The sequence below is a fragment of the Aquimarina algicola genome (genome assembly GCF_006443095.1).
GTDB classification, from domain to species: Bacteria; Bacteroidota; Bacteroidia; order Flavobacteriales; family Flavobacteriaceae; genus Aquimarina; species Aquimarina algicola.
This window is the reverse complement of the sequence record NZ_VFWZ01000002.1, coordinates 460897-479588: the sequence shown is the minus strand read 5'-3', so window position 1 is coordinate 479588 and position 18692 is coordinate 460897. Positions and strand designations below refer to the sequence as shown.

Sequence of the window (18692 nt, the reverse complement as noted above, 5' to 3'; positions counted from 1 at the left end):
ATTAAAACTAACAGCATATTTTAGTGAGTTACTTATATTTGAATTCTAATTTAAAGGATGATTTGCGTTTTGAGAATTGATGAATTTTTAAAATTGTCTGAAGAAGAACAATTCAAGTCGATATGGAAAGATGGTACGCATATTGATACAATAATTAAAACGAATTCAAAGTTGATATTATATAGTTTGTATAAATTCTATGTTCAGTTAACTTATGATCGAAAGCGGAATAGAATTATTGATAAAGAAGTATTTAATGAAGGGAAGTTGCTTGATCCATTTATTGAAAATATAGAACTGTAACAGAGTAATAGATTTATTTACTTATATTGTATAACCTTAACAAAACTAAACCTAAAATCTAATTATGTCTTTATTCGCAGATAGAAGTGATGATCTTTTACTGGATGATGCAATTGTTCCTATGAAAGAAATAGGAGCTTATGAAGCATTATGGAATGATAGAAAAACTTCTTTCAAATCACTTTCGGAAAGGTTCGCGAGTAATCCAGGTAGCAGACCTTCAGATTTTGTAGATCCTGAAGTAATTGAATCTTTTAAAATCAAGATTACAGAGATGATTAAAAGTAATCAACTTGATTACAGGACTAATATTTTGATTAATGGAACGTTTGATTTCCCAATTAGACTAAAAGACGCAAAAGAACCTGTTGAAGTATTATATTATTCAGGTAATTTAGATTATCTAAGTACACGTTCGGTTGCTATAGTTGGCACACGAAAACCTAGTGATGAAGGAAAGAAACGTGCCGACAAGTTAGTTAAATTGTTGGTCAAAGATGATGTTACAATTGTTTCAGGTTTAGCACAAGGAATCGATACTCAAGCTCATACTTCCGCTATTAATGCAAAGGCTAGAACAATAGCTGTTATTGGAACACCAATGAATACTTTTTATCCAAAGCAAAATAAAAGTTTACAGGAGTACATAGCAAAAAACCATTTATTAGTTAGCCAAGTACCATTTTATCGTTATACTCAACAAACTTTTCATGGTAACAAATTGTTTTTTCCTGAACGTAATAAAACCATGTCAGCTTTGACCGAAGCTACCATTATAATTGAAGCAGGAGAAACATCAGGAACGTTAATACAGGCAAGAGCAGCACTTCATCAAGGGAGAAAACTTTTTATTTTAGATAGCTGTTTTAAAAACCCAAAAATTACATGGCCGGATAGATTTTTGAAGCAAGGAGCTATTCGTGTTAAAGATTATTTGGATATTAAAAACGCACTAGGTTTATAATGTCATACAAAATACTTAAACTAGACGAGTTTTTATGTTTGGATCATTCCTATTTATCGGTTTCTGATAATTGTTACTACCTAAGAGAGTATACAGCAAGAGCTGGATATGCACACAGCCCTACTAATCAATTAATTTCTAACTTTAAAAAACCTCTAAATCGAAAAGGAAAAGCAGATTGGGGATATAAGGATGGTGCAATCAATGAAGTTGCCAATAATTTTATCGAAGCGTTAAATGGTTTAAAATTTGAAGATTTTACGTTAGTTCCTATTCCACCATCCAAGGCAAAAGACCACCCTGAGTATGATGATAGAATGTCTCAAGCCATACGGAAGTTATGTGAAGAATATGGAGGGCAAATGAGTGAACTTATTCTTTGTAATGAAAGTAAACAAGCTTCACATACAATTGCCGAGGGAGAGCCAAGACCAAATCAGTTTCAGATAGCACAGAACTTGAAATTGGACGAAAATGAAATCAAGAATTTGAGACGTAATATTATTCTCTTTGATGATGTTGTGACTACTGGAGCGCATTTTAAAGCCTGTAAGCAGATTATTATGGAGCGACTTCCAAATAAACAAATTGTTGGGTTGTTTTTAGCACGTACAATTCGTGTCTAAAGTTTAAAAAGGTATTATAGTGCAAACTAAAAATATTGAAATCTTTCACAGCATCATATTGGGTTTGTCATACCTTATAATTCAAAATTATTCGTTCAGCCACCTTTTGAATTAGTAATATATAATCTAGAAGATTTGCATTAGATGAGACTGTAGAATTCTTAATAGGATATGACCTGTTTGAATGTGTACATTCATTTCTGAAATCATATATGACTGTTGCAAGCTTATTCAAATCATTCATATCAGAAGTATCTTTGATTTGTTTCATTTGGATTAGTAAATCGAAAATATCTTTATTTACTAAATTATATGCTTCTTTTCTCAAATCTCCTTTGAAATATTTATCCAGGACAAGTCCCGTTTTACTTCTATCATTCTTCTCCTGTTTATAGCGCTCTACGATTTTTATTATATTGGAAATATCTTCATTACTTCTATTGGAAAAGTTACTTGATTGCAAGATACCTCTTACATCTTGTATAGTTTCTTCCTTATATACTTCATCGAAAATACATTCCAATACTTGAAAATATGCAAGGTATTTAAACTCACTATCTGTCATATTTGAAGCCCTATTGTAATAGGACACTAAATCACTATCATATATATCCAAAGTAACAGAAGTATCTTCAATTGTATCTAATTGGGGTTCTTCATAAAAATCGATATCATGTTCTTCCGTATTACCAAAATCAACAATATTTAGTTTAAGATCATATTTACGATGTAAATCAAAGGTAATTATGTCTAAAGCTTCATTATAGGCTTGTTTAATTTCTTCTTTATCTGTGAGAATGAATACAGATTGTAGATTGTGTATTTTTAAACTGTAATAATAATCGACATCAAAATGATCATATTTTATGGTGCCTTTAAGGAATTGAGCAAACATTGGTGAAATCTCACCGATTTCATAGATACATTTATCTTTGATATCTTCAGCTAAATCAATATCGATGTTTTCTTCTGGAAATAAATTTTTGGCATAGGTCAAGTTTACCACTATTTCAAAACAGTCTTCATTCAAAAATGATTTTCCGAATACATACTCACATTCTAAGGTTTCTTTAACAATCTTTAATAGAGTTTCGTTATCCCCATCTTCTAGGTCAAATTCAAGATCAAATTTGTATTTTGGATGTTCAACCAATAAAAAATCTTTTTGTAGTTCTACGACTATATCTTTATGTAATTTTTTAATCTCTTTTACAATATCCATGCTTTAATCTTGTTTCGTTTTTTCAATGATACTCTTTAGTTTTTCTATTTTCTTTGTTCCGAATCCATTGATGTTTTTAATTTCATCAAGATTAATATTCTTTAATTCATCCATAGTTTTATAACCAAGTTCATAAATCTTGTCTGCTAGGGGTACACCATTAGTTCGTAGCTGATTGATTAGCCAATTTTCAATAAAACTTTCTTTGCTATAACCATAGAAAAATTCATCAAAAAAAACTGCATCTTTTTTTATTAGGTTTTCTACAACTTTGGCTTTGTCGAAATCACTAATTTCCGTGGAGTTAATAATAGCTTGATACTTTACTAGAGAAGGTAAGTATTTTGGTTTTGTCTCATAACTCTTATCAACATAATCCCCGCAAGTAATCTCTACCCAATCAGCATCAGAACCTCCTATTTCTTTACGTATTTTTTCATATTCTGATAGTTCTACAATTTTGCAAGTATTTTCAATTTCATCCTTTTCAGCGTCTAGCGTCAAATCGGGAAAGTACTGATAAAACATAACTTTTTCTGAAGCTTCTAAGAAAGCATTCTCATAAAGTTCATACCTTTTTTCAGCAGTATCACTATGAGTTGTCATGTAACTTTCTTCAGCTCTGTTGTATTTAGCTTTGAGCTTTCTATAATCCTGTATGGTATTTATTTCAGAGACCAAAGTTTCAATTTTTGGTAAAGATTTGCTGCTATTTGTTTTTGACGTGTTTTTGGTACTTTTGTTTTCTAGTTGAGCAGAACCAATGATTCCAAAAATGAAAAAAAGAATTACTGCACCAATGATTATGTAGATTAAGATCATTTAATCTTATTTAAGGTTAAAGAATATATAGCTATTAAAAATGCTAATCCTAATCCTTAAATGTATTAATAATTCCCTTGTTCATCAAGGGGAAGGTCTATTATATATTTCCCAAGTCTTTGATTCTGGCTCATATTCATAATACTTAGGGGTGTCACGAAAGCGATGCGGAGTATAGCTGAAAGCTTTATATTTCTGAATTAGTCCCCAAAGAATTGTATAGACTTCATCATTTTTTATATTAGGTTTAGGAATATCATTAAGGTAATAAATACCCATATCCAATTTTGCCTTTCCTTTATCATTTTCTACCGCTAATACTCCATTTTTTAAGGCATCGTTAAAATAATAATCGTAAACATCTTTGGTAAAAACCAAATGCTCTTGAATTAGTTTGCGGATCATTTAATGGAATATTTCCTATAAAAATACAAAAACAGGAATATTTCCGGAAACATAAGGTTTAGGAACTAAGGTCAAATATCTTCATGTTTTGTTAAATAAGTTGGTTATCGACCCATAGCCAAGAATCTCAAAAAAAAGTTTTACTACACCTCGTACTTTCTTATGTGTTGCCCTTCCTGAATTCCTCTTTTTTTTGATGCCCCGTAGCAAAAAAGTTGCGTGTTTTTCCCAGTACACCTTCTGAATTTAGCACTCAAAGGTTTAGAAACCAAGCCAAATATTCACAAATAATACACTAGAGAAATGGCAAATGAGAAAGATTTAGACTACAAAGCTATAGGAGCAGTAATAGTCGTATCAGCAATAGCTTTTACAGCACTTGGAGCATTCTATGTACGCCCAATGTTGGATAAGAGAAAAGCAAAAAAACTAGCACAAGCTAAAAAACCACAAGTCACAAACAAGAAAGCATAACCCTTTAGAGAGGGGCATTATCGATGCCATTTGTTATAAAAGTTGGAAAAGATTTGAGGGGAAAAAATGTCAAACGCTGTCTATGACAGCACAAACAAATTATTATGAACGATTACGATGAACTAATGAGATATCAAGACGATGCAGAAGATCGTTTTGATGATTATGATGGAGATATGGATATGCATGATGGGTATGATGACTACGACGACGAAGACGAGGATGATTTTGATTCAGGTTTTGAAGGAAATGAGGATGGGTATGATGACTATGACGAAGAATACGAAGATGAATATGTAGATGACTATGAGGAGGATGGTTATGACGATTATACACGTACTTCCATTGGTAAAATAGATCCAAACGATAGAACTCTTACGGTAGTAGTGAAGAACACTTCTGGTGATCAAGCCGAAGCTGTTGTTTTTGGAGGAAATGAGGAAGCAGCGCAGCCTGCTGGAGTAACTGTTACGGTTGAGGAATCGAGCCATAAGGAAGTTAGGGAGGAATCCAAAGCGAATCCTTTCAAGATTTCAGGGATGAAATATTCGGTATCAAATCCCTTACAATTTGACAACGTATTAAAGTTGACAAAAAGGACAGCTGCTGGATCAAATACCATCCGTGTGTATCAACCACGTAATGCTACGAGTCCTCAGAACTTTACTCAACAATTAATTGATGATGATAATTTCGAGTTGAACGTGACAGGACAGGATTCCTTGCGTGTTACGATCAATCCTGAAACTACAGCAGTTTTCACCTTTACAATTAAAGCGAGAGCCAACATGGGTAACCTGTTAAAAGGTAACAATGTAGCGGAATTATCAAGAGTTCCAAGAACCACAGGTCTGCCACAGATCGATTTGATCCGTAGAAGAAAAAGACAGACAGCCTTTGGAATCCGTCCACGTAGACGTAGACGATTTCGTAGAAGACCAGTACGCAGATATAGACCAAGACGTCGATATCCAATATCAAGTCTACGTAGACGTAGATTGAGATAGTTGCTATAAGCAAGCTTACAAAAGTGATACAGCCAAAGCGATAGGAATATTCTCCAAGGCTTTGGCTGATCTTTTTTTAATCACAAAATATATGCTTATGAAAACATCAAAAAGACATAGAACAAAAGGCTTAGCACAAAATAGTATTGATTACATCGTGCTTAGTAACCCTGATCCGATACGTAAGATCATTTTTGATTGTGGATATGAAGTTCCAGAGAATTTACACACACTTGTGAAGGCAACCAAAGAACTGATACAGAAAAATGGTAAATCGGTAATTTCAGAAGTATTAAAGCACCATCCAGATAAGAAGGCAATACTAGCCCTTAATAAGAAGGAAAAGAAAAAGCCCTGTAACTCTTGTAACAACAATAATTATAATAGTGATGATAATTTTTGTGGAGAGTGTGGACACTCAAACTACAATGGGTCGGGTGACGAAGATAGTTTCTTAGATCAATTTTCTGATGCAAGCGACAAGGAAGTTAAGAACTATTATGACCGTATCGTAAAGAAATCTAATGCCAATCCAGAAGATCAGAAATTGGCATCAGAAGTACAAATGGTCTGGAATGAAATACGCCAGAGAAAGGGTATTGAAAAAGAAAAAGAAACTACACCTACTGTTTCAGAACCTCAGAAAGCATCGGTATTTGGAAAAGATGAAATAGTGCTATTAAGTGTGGTTTTTATCGCAGGATATCTGGTAGGTGCGACACGTATGAGCAATTCGTAACAAATTAAAAGAGTAAGAGATGAAACAGAGTTTTCAAAAAAAATATAATGATTCGATTAACCTAATCAGTCATTTGATCCTAACCAAACCTAAACCTGTAATTGGGTTATTGGCAAAATATGGAGTGTCCTTTACAGGAACGCCCAATAAAAAACAACTTATCAATGAAGTAGTGGAATTACTAAAATCAAATAATCAAAAATTTGAAGATGATTTAGGTAAACTACTAACGATTCATATTCAATATCGAGGTAAAGAAATGCTTGATTTGGAACAAGGCAATTTCAGTTCCTATGATGATGGAGACGAGGATGAAGATGAATTTTGGGGAGCGCTTGCAAAAGGAGCCATTGGTATTGTAGGAGGGCTTTTCAAAAAGAAAAGACGTAGACGAAGTAGAGGTGGTAGTGGAAATGCTGCTGCACTTGCAGCATCACAAGCTGCTGCTGCAAGACGTAGAGCTGCTGCTCAAGCTGCTCAAGCTAAACGGGATATGGAACGTAGAATGCGGGAAATGAGAGAAGCAGCCGAACGTAGACGTAGGGAGGAAGCTGAGCGCAGACGTAGGGAAGAAGCTGAGCGCAGACGTAGAGAAGAAGCAGCTAAAAGGGAAGCAGCAGCAGCCAAGAAAAAGCAAACTAATACAATGTTAATGGCAGGAGGTGGAATTGCGCTCTTAGCAATTATTGGTGTGGTAATGGCTAAATCTAATAGCTCAAAACAACCAATGCCTTATATGCCAGCGCAACCTATATCTAATAGGTAATCTTAACACTTAAAATACAGAAGATATGATTGATTACCCAATAGATATAGACGAATTAGAGACTTCGGAATATGATCCTTTTTTACATCATGTCATTCGTCATAAGCTACGTAAAAAAAAGAACCGAAGAAGATTAGGTAGGCTAATACGTAAACATCCTAAAGCAAGAATATTAAATGCTGTAGGTATCGGAAGAAGAAGGCGTAGAACCCGTCCAGTAAGGCGTCCAGTAAGAACACTAGATAAGCGATATCGCAGACCTATTGGTCGCCCCTTTAGAAACAGAATGGTTTCAAGACCTAGAACCATAAAAAAGCCTTTCAGAAGACCACCGATAAAATTTGGAAACCCTATTCATAGAGACTTAGAAGGAATCTCAAAGATAGGGATTAGAAAGCCAGTTTTTAAGGGAACTCCTATTATGCCAGGCGATCCAAGAAAGCGTACAAGACCATCTGTATCTATTCCTAATAAAAGGAAAAAACCGAAAGTATCAAGAGATATAGTCATTCCGTACAAAAGAAGATATGGAAGTCGTAAACGTAGATCTACACCTATTATGCGTAGAAGAACTCCAAAGGGGACTATCCCACTAATGGAGGAAGAACTACCGATAGTAGCAGAAAATATGAGCGCATCAAATATGGAAGTAATGGATAGAAATGGAAAAGAGAAAAAACCAGAAAAAACTAGTAACAAAAGAAAGAGGCAAAACATCATTGGAGTTGCTGTTTTAGGGCTTGTGGTAACGGGATTTGTAATGTATAAAATGAAAACTAAAATAGAAGCAAATGGACGTACTAGCTGAAACTATAGAACAAGTTTTTAGTGATGCAGGAGAAATCCCATTAGGGTTTCTATTTGCATCCGTAAAAAACATTGGGAACTCTCCAGTAATGGTGAATGGAATACCACTTGCTGCTGGTGACGCAAAATCGTATCCCTTTGTTGGAAAACCACATAATGCCAAGTCGTTTGACCCGATGGATTCAACCCTACACATTATGTACATCATATAAATACTAAACTTTAAGAAACTTAACTATGATAGCAGGAGAAACAGAAATGTTGTTAGCAGATCATGTAGGTGATGATACCTATGATGAGTTCCTATTTTTTGGGAACAAAGAGAAAAGAGCGAAAAGACGTGCTGCTAGAAAAGCAAGGCGAGCCAAAAGGCGATCTAATCCTAAACGAATTGCCAGAAGGCAAAAGAGAAGAAACTTCTTTTCACAATTAGGACAAGCTTATAGGGATTTAGGTGGTGGAGCAGCTATAGGAGGGGCGGTTGATACAATTATCAGTAAGCCTGCGCCTATACAAATTCCAGAATTATACGGAGCGCCTAACAATGAGACTCCTTCGGATTTCAGAGTAGGATTTGGAAATGAAAGAACTAAGGAAACTCCTAAAAAGGATACGACCACAACGACAATACTATATGTTGCTTTAGGAGTTGTTGTCGTTGGTGGAATTGGGGTATTAGCCTATCAAGCTCAGAAAAATAAGTACGTAAGAATTAATCAAGGTTAATAACGATGATCATTCCAATTCCTTCTCTTAGAAAGCGGTTTACTATTGCCATTACGGTAAAAGTAAAAAGGGCAATGCATGTAGGATTTAAAGTATACGATCCTTTATATCCAAACACGCATTATTTCCGTAGGAAAGCTTACTTGGAAAGAGGACAAAAAAGAAGCATCAAAATTTCTCTACCTGTTTCACCTGAAGAACTGGAGATGGAGGTCTATGATAAAAAGACAGGCGATGATGAGGGTATCGATATTCTTGATTTTAAAGTGATCATGATGGACGAACCTAAGATTTGGACTACTCCAGAACAACAACGGTTTATGGAGTTTGCCATCCAGTTTGCTCAAAAGGCAGGGTATGTCCCTTCGGGATTTTATGATAGTCCAAATAATGAGTTTCTATTCCAATATTTACCTAGCATCGTTGATGCTTTTGGTAAGGAATTGATTACTCCAGCAAGAATACATCGTAAAATGCCAAGAGTTCAGATATCGCAACGATTGTTTAAAACATATACAATTCCTGTGCGAGTAGCTATACTAGCACATGAAGGTTGTCATTGGTTTTTAAATACCCGTAGCGAAACGACCGCAGATTTATGTGGGATTCGACATTATTTAGACTATGGTTTCCCCAAAATAGAAGCGGTATATGCAGCAACAAAAATTTTTAGCCAATATCCCGATTTAGTGGGAAAAACACAGGTGGGACGAACGAAAGATATTGTTCAATTTATAGATAAATACACACTAGCGCAATGAAAAAAAACACCGAAATAGCATTGATAACAACGGGTATTACCCTTGCTGCGCTTTGGTGGGTGTTATTGGATGATGATGAAAATAGAGTCTCAAAAACAGATAATACTAAAAAGAAAGATGATGTGTCCTCTGAAGAAAAGGAAGATACTATGATTGCAGAATTAATCCATTCAGATCGGTACGATTCTTTTGTAAAAATAAATCGCCCTTATGCAAGAAGGTTACCAAAAAGAACCTTTAAAGGCTTACATAGAAGTGCTACAAAATTGGATAATGCAGCTTTTTATAAAAGGCTTCAAGACAAGTATGAAACTACACAACTGACTATTACAAATACCTCTGATGTAGAAAGAGAAGTTCGATTGTGGGCAGGCAATAAAAAGCCACCTCTCAGTCCTACATTACCAGGAGACGTAGCGGATCATATTTTTCGCACGGTAACGGTCAATTCTAATTTAGGAACGGGCATATATCCACAAGGAATTATTGTCAATCCTTTTAATGGATTTACTTATATCGCAAATCAATTATCTCATAATATTAGTGTACTGAATACTGAAGGAATTTTAGTTTCCCTAATTCCTATAACTGCTAATGCTAGCAGCCCCTTTGGGGTTTCGCCCGTAGACCTGACCGTGAATAGCCAACCTAGTTCCCCAAACTTTGGTACGGTCTACGTGGCGAATATTATAGGTGATACCGTAACGGTGATTAATACACAATTGGAAATAGTAAATACCATACAAGTGGGGAAAAGACCCATTAGTATAACTTTCAATCCTTTTAATTCAAATGTATACATAGCTAACATTGCTGATGATACCATTAGTGTAATTGACACTACTATAGAAACAGTAATAGAAACTATTGGTGTAGGGAAAGCACCAAGAAATATTGCAATTGTGCCAAAGACTGGATCGGTCTATGTAGTCAATTCAAATGACAACAGTATATCGGTAATAGATACTAATAATCTGGTAACAAATACTATTGAAAATGTAGGGAATACTTTGACAACGGCAGCATATAACCCTATAAATGATAGCCTTTATATCGTTTCCTCTGGAGACAATACTATAATCCCAATTGATTTAAACACAAATGTGACAAGAGCAGTAATTCCAGTCGGAGCTGATCCGTATCGTATTCTCTATAACCCTACCAATGAGTTACTTTATGTAGGGAACAGAGAGGATAATTCCTTTTCCATTATAGATAGTACCGATACAGCTATTGATACGCTGTTTTTAGGAGCTGTAGGTACAGGAGTAGCTATAGATCCTAATAGTGATATGATCTATAGTAGTGATAGCACTAGTGGTACTATAAACATCATTAGCTACAGTAGAGAAAGTAATAAAGTACTCATCAATGACGGGTATCAGGCAAGACGAGAAGACTTCACCTTTAACCCTGCCATTGTCAAACACGTAAAATTTGTTTTATCAGGTACGGAAAGATTTAAGGTGTTAAAGCTGGAAGAAGAAACAGTTACAGGTAGTACCAAGGTAAAACCTATTTCTTTCTCAAGCTACAATAGTCCACAGAATTTCGGAAATGTAGCAGAAGTGTTTGAAATGAATGGAGCTATCATAGATGGTAAAAATGGATGGGTATTCAAAATAGCAGGAAAACAAACCATCACTATACTAACCTATTACAAGCAATTTGAAACAGAAAAAATTTTAGAGCATGCAATACTTAATCAGAAAAAAAGAAAGCTATGAACAATGTATTAGATATAGCATTAGAAGAGTACGGAGTCACCGAGGTTGTTGGTAAGAACCACAACCCCCGTATACTGACCTATTTTAAGGAGATTGGTCACAGGTGGGTAACAACGGATGAAACAGCTTGGTGTAGTGCATTTGCGAATTGGGTAGCCTTTAAAGCAGGTTGCCATAAAAGTGGTAAGCTCAATGCAAGATCTTGGTTAAAAGTTGGCACAAAAGTAAAGATCCCACAACAAGGAGATATAGTTGTTTTTTGGAGGGAAAAACGAAGTAGTTGGAAAGGTCACGTAGGCTTTTTTATCGGGTATAGTGAAGATAAAAAATACATCTATGTGCTAGGTGGAAACCAAAACAATCAGGTAAACATTAAGCCCTATCCTACTTACAGATTATTAGGGTTTAGATCCATCAAAAAAACATTCAAACCGATTTTGGATGCTGCATAGTAACACAAAACAGAAATGAACATTTAAAATGATAAGAGATGAAGAAAGTAGATTATTTAATTATTCAAAGTACAGAATCGGGAGAAGGAATTCCTGTTACTAAAGAAGATATAATAGACCTACATACCACTGACAAAAAACTAGGTGGCTATGGATTTAATCGTCCTGGTATTGATTATCTAATTCAACCTGATGGGGCAATGGAAACTCTAGTTTCAGAAGATAATCCAACTACTGTTGACTTATGGGGGATTTCTGAAGGGAAGGAAGGGGTACTAGGAATCTGTAAGCACATTGCCTACGTAGGTGGACGGACGGAAAAGGAAGTGAAATCAAAGGATAGCCGTACTACGGCACAGATAAAAAGCTTGGAAGCTATTGTTAAGTTTTACGTTCTCAAATTTCCAAAAATTCAGGTATTAGGACTTGACGAAGCTCCTGCTATGAAAGGCAAAGAAAACCCTGCTTTTAGTGTATCCATTTGGTTAGAGGAAATAGGTGTACCAGAAATTAACATCTTTAAAAAAATCAAAAAGGAATAGCAATGAAGAACACCATTTTAGCACTTGGCGTGGGTTTTCTTATTGGTAGGCATATCTACAAAAATTATGATAAGAAAGAAGCCGACCTCAAAGAGGCACAGATTAAAAGAAGATTGGTGGATACTTTAGAAGAGCTTGGGCTCTCTAAACGAGAAGTCAGGTCACAATCAAATCACATATTAAGAAGATAAAGAGAATAATATGCCTATTGAAATCAACATACAGAATAAATTATTTGTGGTACCAGAATCTAACGATCCTTGTTTACTATGGGTTGATTATTTCAATGCTTTAAAAACTGCCGTTGGAATTGCAAATGCTCGTACAATTTGGTTGGTGACTTGGAAAACTAACGGATCATCCAGTTGCACAACAAATGGAGATTTTAATAGGTGGCTAAAAAAGAACAAAATTGATGTTTCAAATGCAGCTACAAGGGCTATTGCAGATGCATCCGAAATAGGTAGCAACTTTATGGGGTTAGGTAAGAATTTGTCAAAAGTTGCTTCAATAGCTGTTCCAGTGACCTTAACATTATTATTGGCAGTTATAGGAATGATTTTGTGGAATACAGCAAAGAAAGCTGATGTAACTGATCTTGCCATGCTAACTCCAATGGGTAAGTCCATTGGTGGAGGAATTAAATTCTTGAACAAATGAAAAAAGTAGCAGGATTACAGGTCACCGCAGGAGCAGTTGGATTGATATTGATAGGTACTACCTATATCACTTTACGAAATAGAAAGCGTAATAAACTTGCTAGCAATCTTTTGTCACAATTAAGTAAAAGTCTGAATCCGGACGGTAAAGGATTAGAGAGTGAAACAGCCTTAGATGTTAAATATGTAGAGAAAGTTTTTAACTCCATTTCTGGAAAAATAGTTGTCCTCAAAGGATCTACCGCAACACGATATGCCAATGAAATCCACAAGGCATTTAAGCCTTGGTATCTAGGAGGGGATTTAGAAGAAAATGTATATGCCGTGTTCAGAAACCTGAAGGATAAAGTTCAGGTATCGCAGGTCGCTAAAGCATATCAAAGAGAGCATAAATTAAATCTTAGAGATCAGTTAAAGGATCGCTTTGACAAAGATGAAATCAAAACAGTATTAGGTATTATCTCAAGGTTACCGAAATACAGAATAGTATAAAAGCAAAACAATGGAAATGACGAAAACAATGTGGTGGGTAATTGGAGGTGCAGGAGTAGCTGGATTGGGTGTTGGGATTTACTTTTTTGTAAAGAAACACAAAACCAATAAAGAGACTTCATTTACAGTAATGGGAAGTAAAGGAAAACCCATCAAGGTAACAAGTGGTGGTAAAGCAACCCCTGTGGCAGAACCGAATTGGAATGCGCCTTTCAATATGAATTATATCAAGGATGTCAAAAAATGGTTAGGAGGAAAACGTATCAAGGAATTGTCTGAATCTGCTGCTAAAAAGTATGCTCGTGAATTGAACAATGCCAAAAGCTTTTTCGATGATGATGAAAAAGCAGTTGAGCGTGTATTTAGAAGTTTACAAGATAAAACACAGGTCGCTAGTCTATCCAGAGCATTTTATTTTAATCACGGTAAAAAAGATATGTGGCAACACCTTAGAAGTTTCTTAAGTGACAGCGAGATGAAAAAGCTTGTAAAAGATCCTGTACGAAGACTGCCAAATTACAGGTTAGCCTAAGAAATGATATATCACAAAATTTTTCAATAAAGGACAATACTATGGAGATAAAGAATAAAAAACCAATAGTCAAAAAAAAGAATAATGATGATAAAACACTTTGGATCATTATCGGAGTTACCACCCTTGCATTAGGAGGGATTGGATTTTGGTACTATAAGAAGCGCAAAAGCAAATTAGAGATGTTACCAAGAGAAGAGGATCTTGATGGGGAAATAGCAAGTACCATCGCAAACAATACAACAAGAAGATCCACTATAACAAGAAGATCAACTACAACAGGAAGATCCACTACAACAAGAAGACCAACAAGGTTTAGATGTAGCAGTAACAAATATCCTCTGAAATATGGTACTTGCCATAGGGACGTAAAAATATTGCAATCCTATTTAAGTAAAATTTATAAGGCAGATTTGGGACGTTCCGGAAGAAGCAGAGATGGCGTTGATGGAATGTTTGGAAATAAAACCAATAAGGCAGCCAAGAAGCATTTACAAAGAACGTCTTTTAGCAAACAAGATATCGATGGAATGAGAACGGCAATTAAAACTATAAAGAGATGATACGTACAAATGATTTGATTATAGCAGGGGTTGGCATTGGTGTAAGCATTTTAGCGGTATACCTCATAAAAGGTCAAAAAAAGAAACCTGAAAAGGAAACGCCTGTATTACAGAAAAGACAAAATGTAGAAGAAATCATAGAACCTGAACCCATTACAAAAGTAACGTCAGAAGCCAATTATATAAAACCAAAACAGGAAGCAAAGAAACCTTGGTTATTGACTAAAGGAAGTAAGGGCAAAGAAGTAGAACGGCTACAGATTTGGCTATTAAGACATCACGGTTGGAAAGGAACTATAACCAAAGTTTTTGATCAGCAAACTGAAGAATTGGTAAAGAAGATTTTCAAGACTGATGGCATTGATAGAGTTACTTATGATAAACATCAAATGGGAACTCCGATTCACGAACTTATTAAAGCTTAAGATACATGGTACGCAAAAAAAGAAATCTTGGAGGTCTGTTAGATGCATTAGTAGATAAGGATGGATTGAAAACAGAAGTGACAATTACACTTACCAATCAGACCTTGTTAAAAATCATAATAGGAATGCTGTTAGCTGGTGTAGCCATTGTTGTTGTGGCTAATACGGTTAAAAACCTATTTCCAAACACACAATTAGCAGCTATAGAACAAGAAGTAATAAAAATTAAACAAACCCTTTAAATCTAAAAAGTTATGGAAATCGTATTGGAACAGTTTACAAGTTTTTTGAATTCCCTTGATTGGGCATATATCTTCTCTTTTATGCTTATTACTTATGTAATAAACTATTATAAAATACCTGAATTTATAGGTAAAGGATTAGGGATTAAACTAAGGAACAGATACCAGGTATTAATCATAGCATTTATATATGCCGTGATTGTCTTCTTTATTCGAGGATATGATCTGTCAAAAGTACTATGCCTTTTTATCTCTTTTCTTTTTGCAACTGCATTTTATAAGTTTCTCCTTCAGGTTGTTGTTGAAAGATTTATGCCAAAGAAGAAAGTAGATACTCCAAAAGATGATCTTTTATGAAACAGTATAAATGGATACTACCCCTTATAGCAATTGCAGGGGTAGTCATTGCACTCTTTTTTATCATTCCTGCAGAGGATGATGTAATCGATCAGATACAGAAGATTGAGATTGAAGAATTGAAGCGAGAAAATAAGACTCTTATACAAACTAATGAATTATTAGATAGTAAGGTTGAGATTTTGGAATCGATGGCGGATAGCCTAACGGTATTGATTAATGTAGATCAGGAAGTAATAGAAAAATTAAAGGAAAGGAAAGATGAAAAAGTTAGTGCTATTGATGACTTTACTGATGATGAGCTTTATCAGTATTTCGCAAGATTTGACACCAAAAATAAGGGAAATTGATAAGCTTCCACACTATTGCTTTACGATTGCTCAATCACGTGAGATTGCCAAGTTGTTGGAACTTGGGAAATACAATGATTCGTTGGTGAATAATTTATCCTTGAATATTAAAAGGTTTGAACTAGTTACCCAAAAGAAAGATAGTATTATCTCTTTTCAGTCAGACCAATTAGAGAATTACGCAATGGTGGTAAATAATAATGATAGAACCATTTTACTATTGGAGGAAACTATCAAACGAAAAGAGAAAAAGATCAAAAGAAGTAAGCTACATAAAATATTATTAGGGATAAGTCTAGTAGCACTTGGAACATTAATAATTAGTAAATAAGTAAGAAATGGGAGGATATCAATCAGATTTTAGATTAGAAGATGTAAGAGGAGATGGTAACGTTCCTTTGGAAAATAGTATAGGAGGTTATGGAGTTACTACTGGAGCAGACGATAATGTATATGAATTATCATTAGATCCTAAATTGACAAGACCTTACGAAGCGGGTTTACCTTTAGAGGTCGTATTTCATAGTGCAAATACCGAAGCAGCTACTTTAAATATTGATGGGCAGGGAGCTATTCCATTAAAGAAATTCAATGGGGTATCATTGACACCTATAGTAGCTAATGATTTAAAAATGAACCTCGTTTATAAATTGGTTTTCGATGGGAATTGTTTTCAGGTTCTTACAGGAATTCCTGTAAGTACAGGCATTAGTCAAAACCGAGAAGAAATATTTTCAGTACTGGATGAAAACATAAATTCAGATAGTGTTTTTTACACCAGTAATAGAAATAGATATTCTGTAGTTAATGGGAATCTAGTAACACCATTAAATATAAGACTTCGAAGGGTTGGAGGTGCAGGACAAACAGGTGGTACAGGAAGTGGCGGTACGGTTTTAAAAATGCCGGCACTGGCAGAATTTGGTAGCGTGATTGCTTGGACTACACATTCTTCAGAAGGAAACCTTTTCTTTTGTCAGTTGAGTAGTTTTGGAGTATTAGCTATAGAAGGTGAATTTACTTCAGCACTAGATGAAGTATTAATAATTTTTCCACCATACATCGCAAAATTACCTTTAGAAATCCCTGCAAATCCTGTCTTTAACGTTCCACCAGTACCATAAAGAAATGAGGAATGGCAACAAAAAAAGAACAATTTGTAATTCGTTATTACCCTTATGCAAAGAAGGCTTCTGAGAAATCTGGAGTCCCCATTTTGTTTGCATTGTCGCAAAGCGCTTTGGAATCTGGTTGGGGCAAATCAGCGAAAGGCAATATGATGTTTGGAATCAAAAAGGGATCTGGAAGAAATTACGGAGGTTGGTCGCAGGGTTACAGCCAGTTAATTACTACTACTGAATATAGTTCTAGTCCGAATCGCAGTTTCCCTTTTATTTATCCAGGCTATCCAATTCGACAATCCAATGGAAAATGGAAGTATAGAATAAAAGATGTGTTCAGGGCATACCCTAATCCTTTTTTCTCATTTATAGATTGGGCTGGTTTGTTATTTAAAAATAGGAGATATAGCTATGCAATGCGGTTTAAAAAAGACCCGTATCGATTCGCTGAAGAAGTAGCCAAAGCTGGATACGCTACAGATCCTAATTACGCCAGTAAGATCAAAAGGATAATGAAGGAGATAGAACAGGTAATTGTCCTGAAGAAATTAGATAAAAAAGAAGGTAGCATTATCATTCCAATGGCAATTATGGGGATAAGTGTCATCGCAATAATAGTAGCAGTATTAAAAAGTAAAACGAAATAATAGAAGTATGGAATTTCTAAATCTAGCAGGAGTTGTATTAGGTAGTTCGGTTTTGACCGAGACTGTGAAGTACTTTCTTCAATACAGAAGTCAAAAGAAATTAAGGAAAGCTGAAATTCGAAACCTAAATGCTGAAGCTGATGAGAAAGTAATTAGCAACTGGATTCAATGGTCTGACAAAATGGAAGAACGAATTCAGGAACTGGAGAAAAATAATCAAGAGATGAAAGCTATCATAGTTAAACAACGTGAACGTATTAATGATCTTGAAGTTTATACTGAAAAACTGGAACTTAAATTAAAAAAACACCAAGAAAAAAAATGAGAGCAGATAAAGGGAATATGACTATGAATGTAATCTTTGGAGCTTTTTTGATCGTAAATATGGTTCGAATTGGTATGGCTATTTATGATAGAAATCAAAAAGTAAAAGAGAAGAAACAGTGTAATTGTGGTGGTAAAGGATAGAACACATATCTGGGTTGGTTTAGGAGCAGCTTCTATAGTCATTATAGGGGCTATTGCTATAGCTAAACTAAAATCAAAACCAAAACCAAAAGTTGATCTCACCAAATTTGACAGCCCCGATATTCAAGGATCTGGTAGATGTATGGATAAGGAGTTTATCAAGATGCTTCAAAAACTAGCAAAAGTCACCAAACTACCCATTTTTGATATGATAAATTCAGGAGCAAGATCATCATTTTGGAACACTAAAGTAGGTGGAGTTTCTAATTCATCCCATAAAATACCAAAATGCCAAGCTGCGGATATTAAAGCACCTACTAGGGCTATTCGAAATAAGATAGTAGTGGCTGCAAAATTAGTTGGGTTCAAACGTATTGGAGTGGGTAGAACCTTTGTTCATCTGGATAATGATAGTTCAAAAAAGCAATATGTGGCTTGGGGATATCCTTCAGGAACAAAACCGCCAATAAACCCTTTTGTATAAAAGACAAAA

Annotated in this window: 32 protein-coding genes; 29 read left to right on the top strand and 3 right to left on the bottom strand. The window is 35.0% G+C overall.

What is annotated here, in order from left to right; translation table 11 throughout:
* Positions 1-57: 57 nt before the first annotated feature.
* From FHK87_RS06000 to FHK87_RS05990, 3 genes are all read left to right on the top strand, one after another.
* Positions 58-303 carry a hypothetical protein gene (locus FHK87_RS06000; RefSeq protein WP_140591411.1) on the top strand — a complete coding sequence of 82 codons (246 nt, stop codon included), beginning with the start codon at positions 58-60 and terminating at the stop codon, positions 301-303.
* A gap of 64 nt (positions 304-367) precedes the next feature.
* The gene (locus tag FHK87_RS05995; protein WP_140591408.1) at positions 368-1267 is read left to right on the top strand and encodes a DNA-processing protein DprA; all 900 of its coding nucleotides are present in this window, start codon (positions 368-370) and stop codon (positions 1265-1267) included.
* Positions 1267-1893 (top strand): hypothetical protein, encoded by a 627-nt coding sequence (locus FHK87_RS05990; RefSeq protein ID WP_140591404.1) that lies wholly within the window; start codon positions 1267-1269, stop codon positions 1891-1893. The genes FHK87_RS05995 and FHK87_RS05990 overlap by 1 nt, the downstream gene beginning before the upstream one ends.
* Before the next feature lie 67 nt (positions 1894-1960).
* Here the strand turns inward: FHK87_RS05990 and FHK87_RS05985 are convergent, their stop codons facing one another.
* From FHK87_RS05985 to FHK87_RS05975, 3 genes are all read right to left on the bottom strand, one after another.
* Positions 1961-3115, bottom strand: a complete 1155-nt coding sequence (locus FHK87_RS05985; RefSeq protein ID WP_140591402.1) for a methylamine utilization protein MauJ — start codon at positions 3113-3115, stop codon at positions 1961-1963.
* A 3-nt stretch (positions 3116-3118) separates the two neighbouring features.
* Positions 3119-3937, bottom strand: coding sequence for a hypothetical protein (locus FHK87_RS05980; protein ID WP_140591399.1), 819 nt, complete (start codon positions 3935-3937; stop codon positions 3119-3121).
* An 84-nt stretch (positions 3938-4021) separates the two neighbouring features.
* Positions 4022-4342 carry a hypothetical protein gene (locus FHK87_RS05975; protein WP_140591397.1) on the bottom strand — a complete coding sequence of 107 codons (321 nt, stop codon included), beginning with the start codon at positions 4340-4342 and terminating at the stop codon, positions 4022-4024.
* A 303-nt stretch (positions 4343-4645) separates the two neighbouring features.
* Between FHK87_RS05975 and FHK87_RS26105 the strand changes: the two genes are divergently transcribed.
* From FHK87_RS26105 to FHK87_RS05855, 26 genes are all read left to right on the top strand, one after another.
* Positions 4646-4816, top strand: a complete 171-nt coding sequence (locus tag FHK87_RS26105; RefSeq protein ID WP_226294115.1) for a hypothetical protein — start codon at positions 4646-4648, stop codon at positions 4814-4816.
* Between the two features lie 104 nt (positions 4817-4920).
* On the top strand, positions 4921-5823 hold the full coding sequence (locus tag FHK87_RS05970; RefSeq protein WP_140591394.1) for a hypothetical protein: 903 nt from the start codon (positions 4921-4923) through the stop codon (positions 5821-5823).
* A 97-nt stretch (positions 5824-5920) separates the two neighbouring features.
* Positions 5921-6562, top strand: a complete 642-nt coding sequence (locus FHK87_RS05965) for a hypothetical protein (protein WP_140591392.1) — start codon at positions 5921-5923, stop codon at positions 6560-6562.
* Between the two features lie 19 nt (positions 6563-6581).
* Positions 6582-7328 carry a hypothetical protein gene (locus FHK87_RS05960; RefSeq protein WP_140591388.1) on the top strand — a complete coding sequence of 249 codons (747 nt, stop codon included), beginning with the start codon at positions 6582-6584 and terminating at the stop codon, positions 7326-7328.
* Between the two features lie 25 nt (positions 7329-7353).
* Complete coding sequence (locus tag FHK87_RS05955) at positions 7354-8136, top strand: hypothetical protein (protein WP_140591384.1); 783 nt, start codon at positions 7354-7356, stop codon at positions 8134-8136.
* Positions 8120-8347, top strand: coding sequence for a hypothetical protein (locus tag FHK87_RS05950; protein ID WP_140591381.1), 228 nt, complete (start codon positions 8120-8122; stop codon positions 8345-8347). The genes FHK87_RS05955 and FHK87_RS05950 overlap by 17 nt, the downstream gene beginning before the upstream one ends.
* Before the next feature lie 25 nt (positions 8348-8372).
* Positions 8373-8861 (top strand): hypothetical protein, encoded by a 489-nt coding sequence (locus FHK87_RS05945; protein ID WP_140591376.1) that lies wholly within the window; start codon positions 8373-8375, stop codon positions 8859-8861.
* Positions 8862-8866: 5 nt separating this feature from the next.
* Positions 8867-9622, top strand: a complete 756-nt coding sequence (locus tag FHK87_RS05940; protein WP_140591372.1) for a hypothetical protein — start codon at positions 8867-8869, stop codon at positions 9620-9622.
* Positions 9619-11349, top strand: a complete 1731-nt coding sequence (locus FHK87_RS05935) for a YncE family protein (protein ID WP_140591368.1) — start codon at positions 9619-9621, stop codon at positions 11347-11349. The genes FHK87_RS05940 and FHK87_RS05935 overlap by 4 nt, the downstream gene beginning before the upstream one ends.
* Positions 11346-11801, top strand: coding sequence for a TIGR02594 family protein (locus FHK87_RS05930; RefSeq protein WP_140591364.1), 456 nt, complete (start codon positions 11346-11348; stop codon positions 11799-11801). Before FHK87_RS05935 ends, FHK87_RS05930 begins: the two co-directional genes overlap by 4 nt.
* 38 nt (positions 11802-11839) lie before the next feature.
* On the top strand, positions 11840-12343 hold the full coding sequence (locus FHK87_RS05925; protein WP_140591361.1) for an N-acetylmuramoyl-L-alanine amidase: 504 nt from the start codon (positions 11840-11842) through the stop codon (positions 12341-12343).
* A gap of 2 nt (positions 12344-12345) precedes the next feature.
* Positions 12346-12534 carry a hypothetical protein gene (locus FHK87_RS05920; RefSeq protein WP_140591358.1) on the top strand — a complete coding sequence of 63 codons (189 nt, stop codon included), beginning with the start codon at positions 12346-12348 and terminating at the stop codon, positions 12532-12534.
* Between the two features lie 10 nt (positions 12535-12544).
* Positions 12545-13003: a hypothetical protein gene (locus FHK87_RS05915; protein WP_140591355.1), complete on the top strand. Its 459-nt coding sequence runs from the start codon at positions 12545-12547 to the stop codon at positions 13001-13003.
* Positions 13000-13494, top strand: a complete 495-nt coding sequence (locus FHK87_RS05910; protein WP_140591352.1) for a hypothetical protein — start codon at positions 13000-13002, stop codon at positions 13492-13494. Before FHK87_RS05915 ends, FHK87_RS05910 begins: the two co-directional genes overlap by 4 nt.
* Positions 13495-13510: 16 nt before the next feature.
* Positions 13511-14026 carry a hypothetical protein gene (locus FHK87_RS05905; RefSeq protein WP_226294114.1) on the top strand — a complete coding sequence of 172 codons (516 nt, stop codon included), beginning with the start codon at positions 13511-13513 and terminating at the stop codon, positions 14024-14026.
* Between the two features lie 41 nt (positions 14027-14067).
* Complete coding sequence (locus FHK87_RS05900) at positions 14068-14589, top strand: peptidoglycan-binding domain-containing protein (protein WP_140591346.1); 522 nt, start codon at positions 14068-14070, stop codon at positions 14587-14589.
* Positions 14586-15014: a hypothetical protein gene (locus FHK87_RS05895; protein ID WP_140591342.1), complete on the top strand. Its 429-nt coding sequence runs from the start codon at positions 14586-14588 to the stop codon at positions 15012-15014. The genes FHK87_RS05900 and FHK87_RS05895 overlap by 4 nt, the downstream gene beginning before the upstream one ends.
* Before the next feature lie 5 nt (positions 15015-15019).
* Positions 15020-15256 (top strand): hypothetical protein, encoded by a 237-nt coding sequence (locus FHK87_RS05890; protein WP_140591338.1) that lies wholly within the window; start codon positions 15020-15022, stop codon positions 15254-15256.
* A 12-nt stretch (positions 15257-15268) separates the two neighbouring features.
* Positions 15269-15613 carry a hypothetical protein gene (locus FHK87_RS05885; RefSeq protein ID WP_140591334.1) on the top strand — a complete coding sequence of 115 codons (345 nt, stop codon included), beginning with the start codon at positions 15269-15271 and terminating at the stop codon, positions 15611-15613.
* Positions 15610-15963 carry a hypothetical protein gene (locus FHK87_RS05880; RefSeq protein WP_140591331.1) on the top strand — a complete coding sequence of 118 codons (354 nt, stop codon included), beginning with the start codon at positions 15610-15612 and terminating at the stop codon, positions 15961-15963. Before FHK87_RS05885 ends, FHK87_RS05880 begins: the two co-directional genes overlap by 4 nt.
* Positions 15938-16294 carry a hypothetical protein gene (locus FHK87_RS05875; RefSeq protein WP_226294113.1) on the top strand — a complete coding sequence of 119 codons (357 nt, stop codon included), beginning with the start codon at positions 15938-15940 and terminating at the stop codon, positions 16292-16294. The genes FHK87_RS05880 and FHK87_RS05875 overlap by 26 nt, the downstream gene beginning before the upstream one ends.
* Before the next feature lie 7 nt (positions 16295-16301).
* On the top strand, positions 16302-17087 hold the full coding sequence (locus tag FHK87_RS05870) for a hypothetical protein (RefSeq protein ID WP_140591322.1): 786 nt from the start codon (positions 16302-16304) through the stop codon (positions 17085-17087).
* A gap of 11 nt (positions 17088-17098) precedes the next feature.
* Entirely contained in the window at positions 17099-17731 is a 633-nt protein-coding gene (locus FHK87_RS05865) for a glycoside hydrolase family 73 protein (protein WP_140591319.1), read from the top strand.
* Between the two features lie 7 nt (positions 17732-17738).
* Positions 17739-18056: a hypothetical protein gene (locus tag FHK87_RS05860; protein WP_140591316.1), complete on the top strand. Its 318-nt coding sequence runs from the start codon at positions 17739-17741 to the stop codon at positions 18054-18056.
* Positions 18053-18199: a hypothetical protein gene (locus FHK87_RS26100; protein WP_226294112.1), complete on the top strand. Its 147-nt coding sequence runs from the start codon at positions 18053-18055 to the stop codon at positions 18197-18199. Before FHK87_RS05860 ends, FHK87_RS26100 begins: the two co-directional genes overlap by 4 nt.
* A complete protein-coding gene (locus FHK87_RS05855; RefSeq protein ID WP_317133535.1) occupies positions 18186-18683 on the top strand; it encodes a D-Ala-D-Ala carboxypeptidase family metallohydrolase in 498 nt (165 codons plus the stop codon). Before FHK87_RS26100 ends, FHK87_RS05855 begins: the two co-directional genes overlap by 14 nt.
* Positions 18684-18692 lie beyond the last annotated feature (9 nt).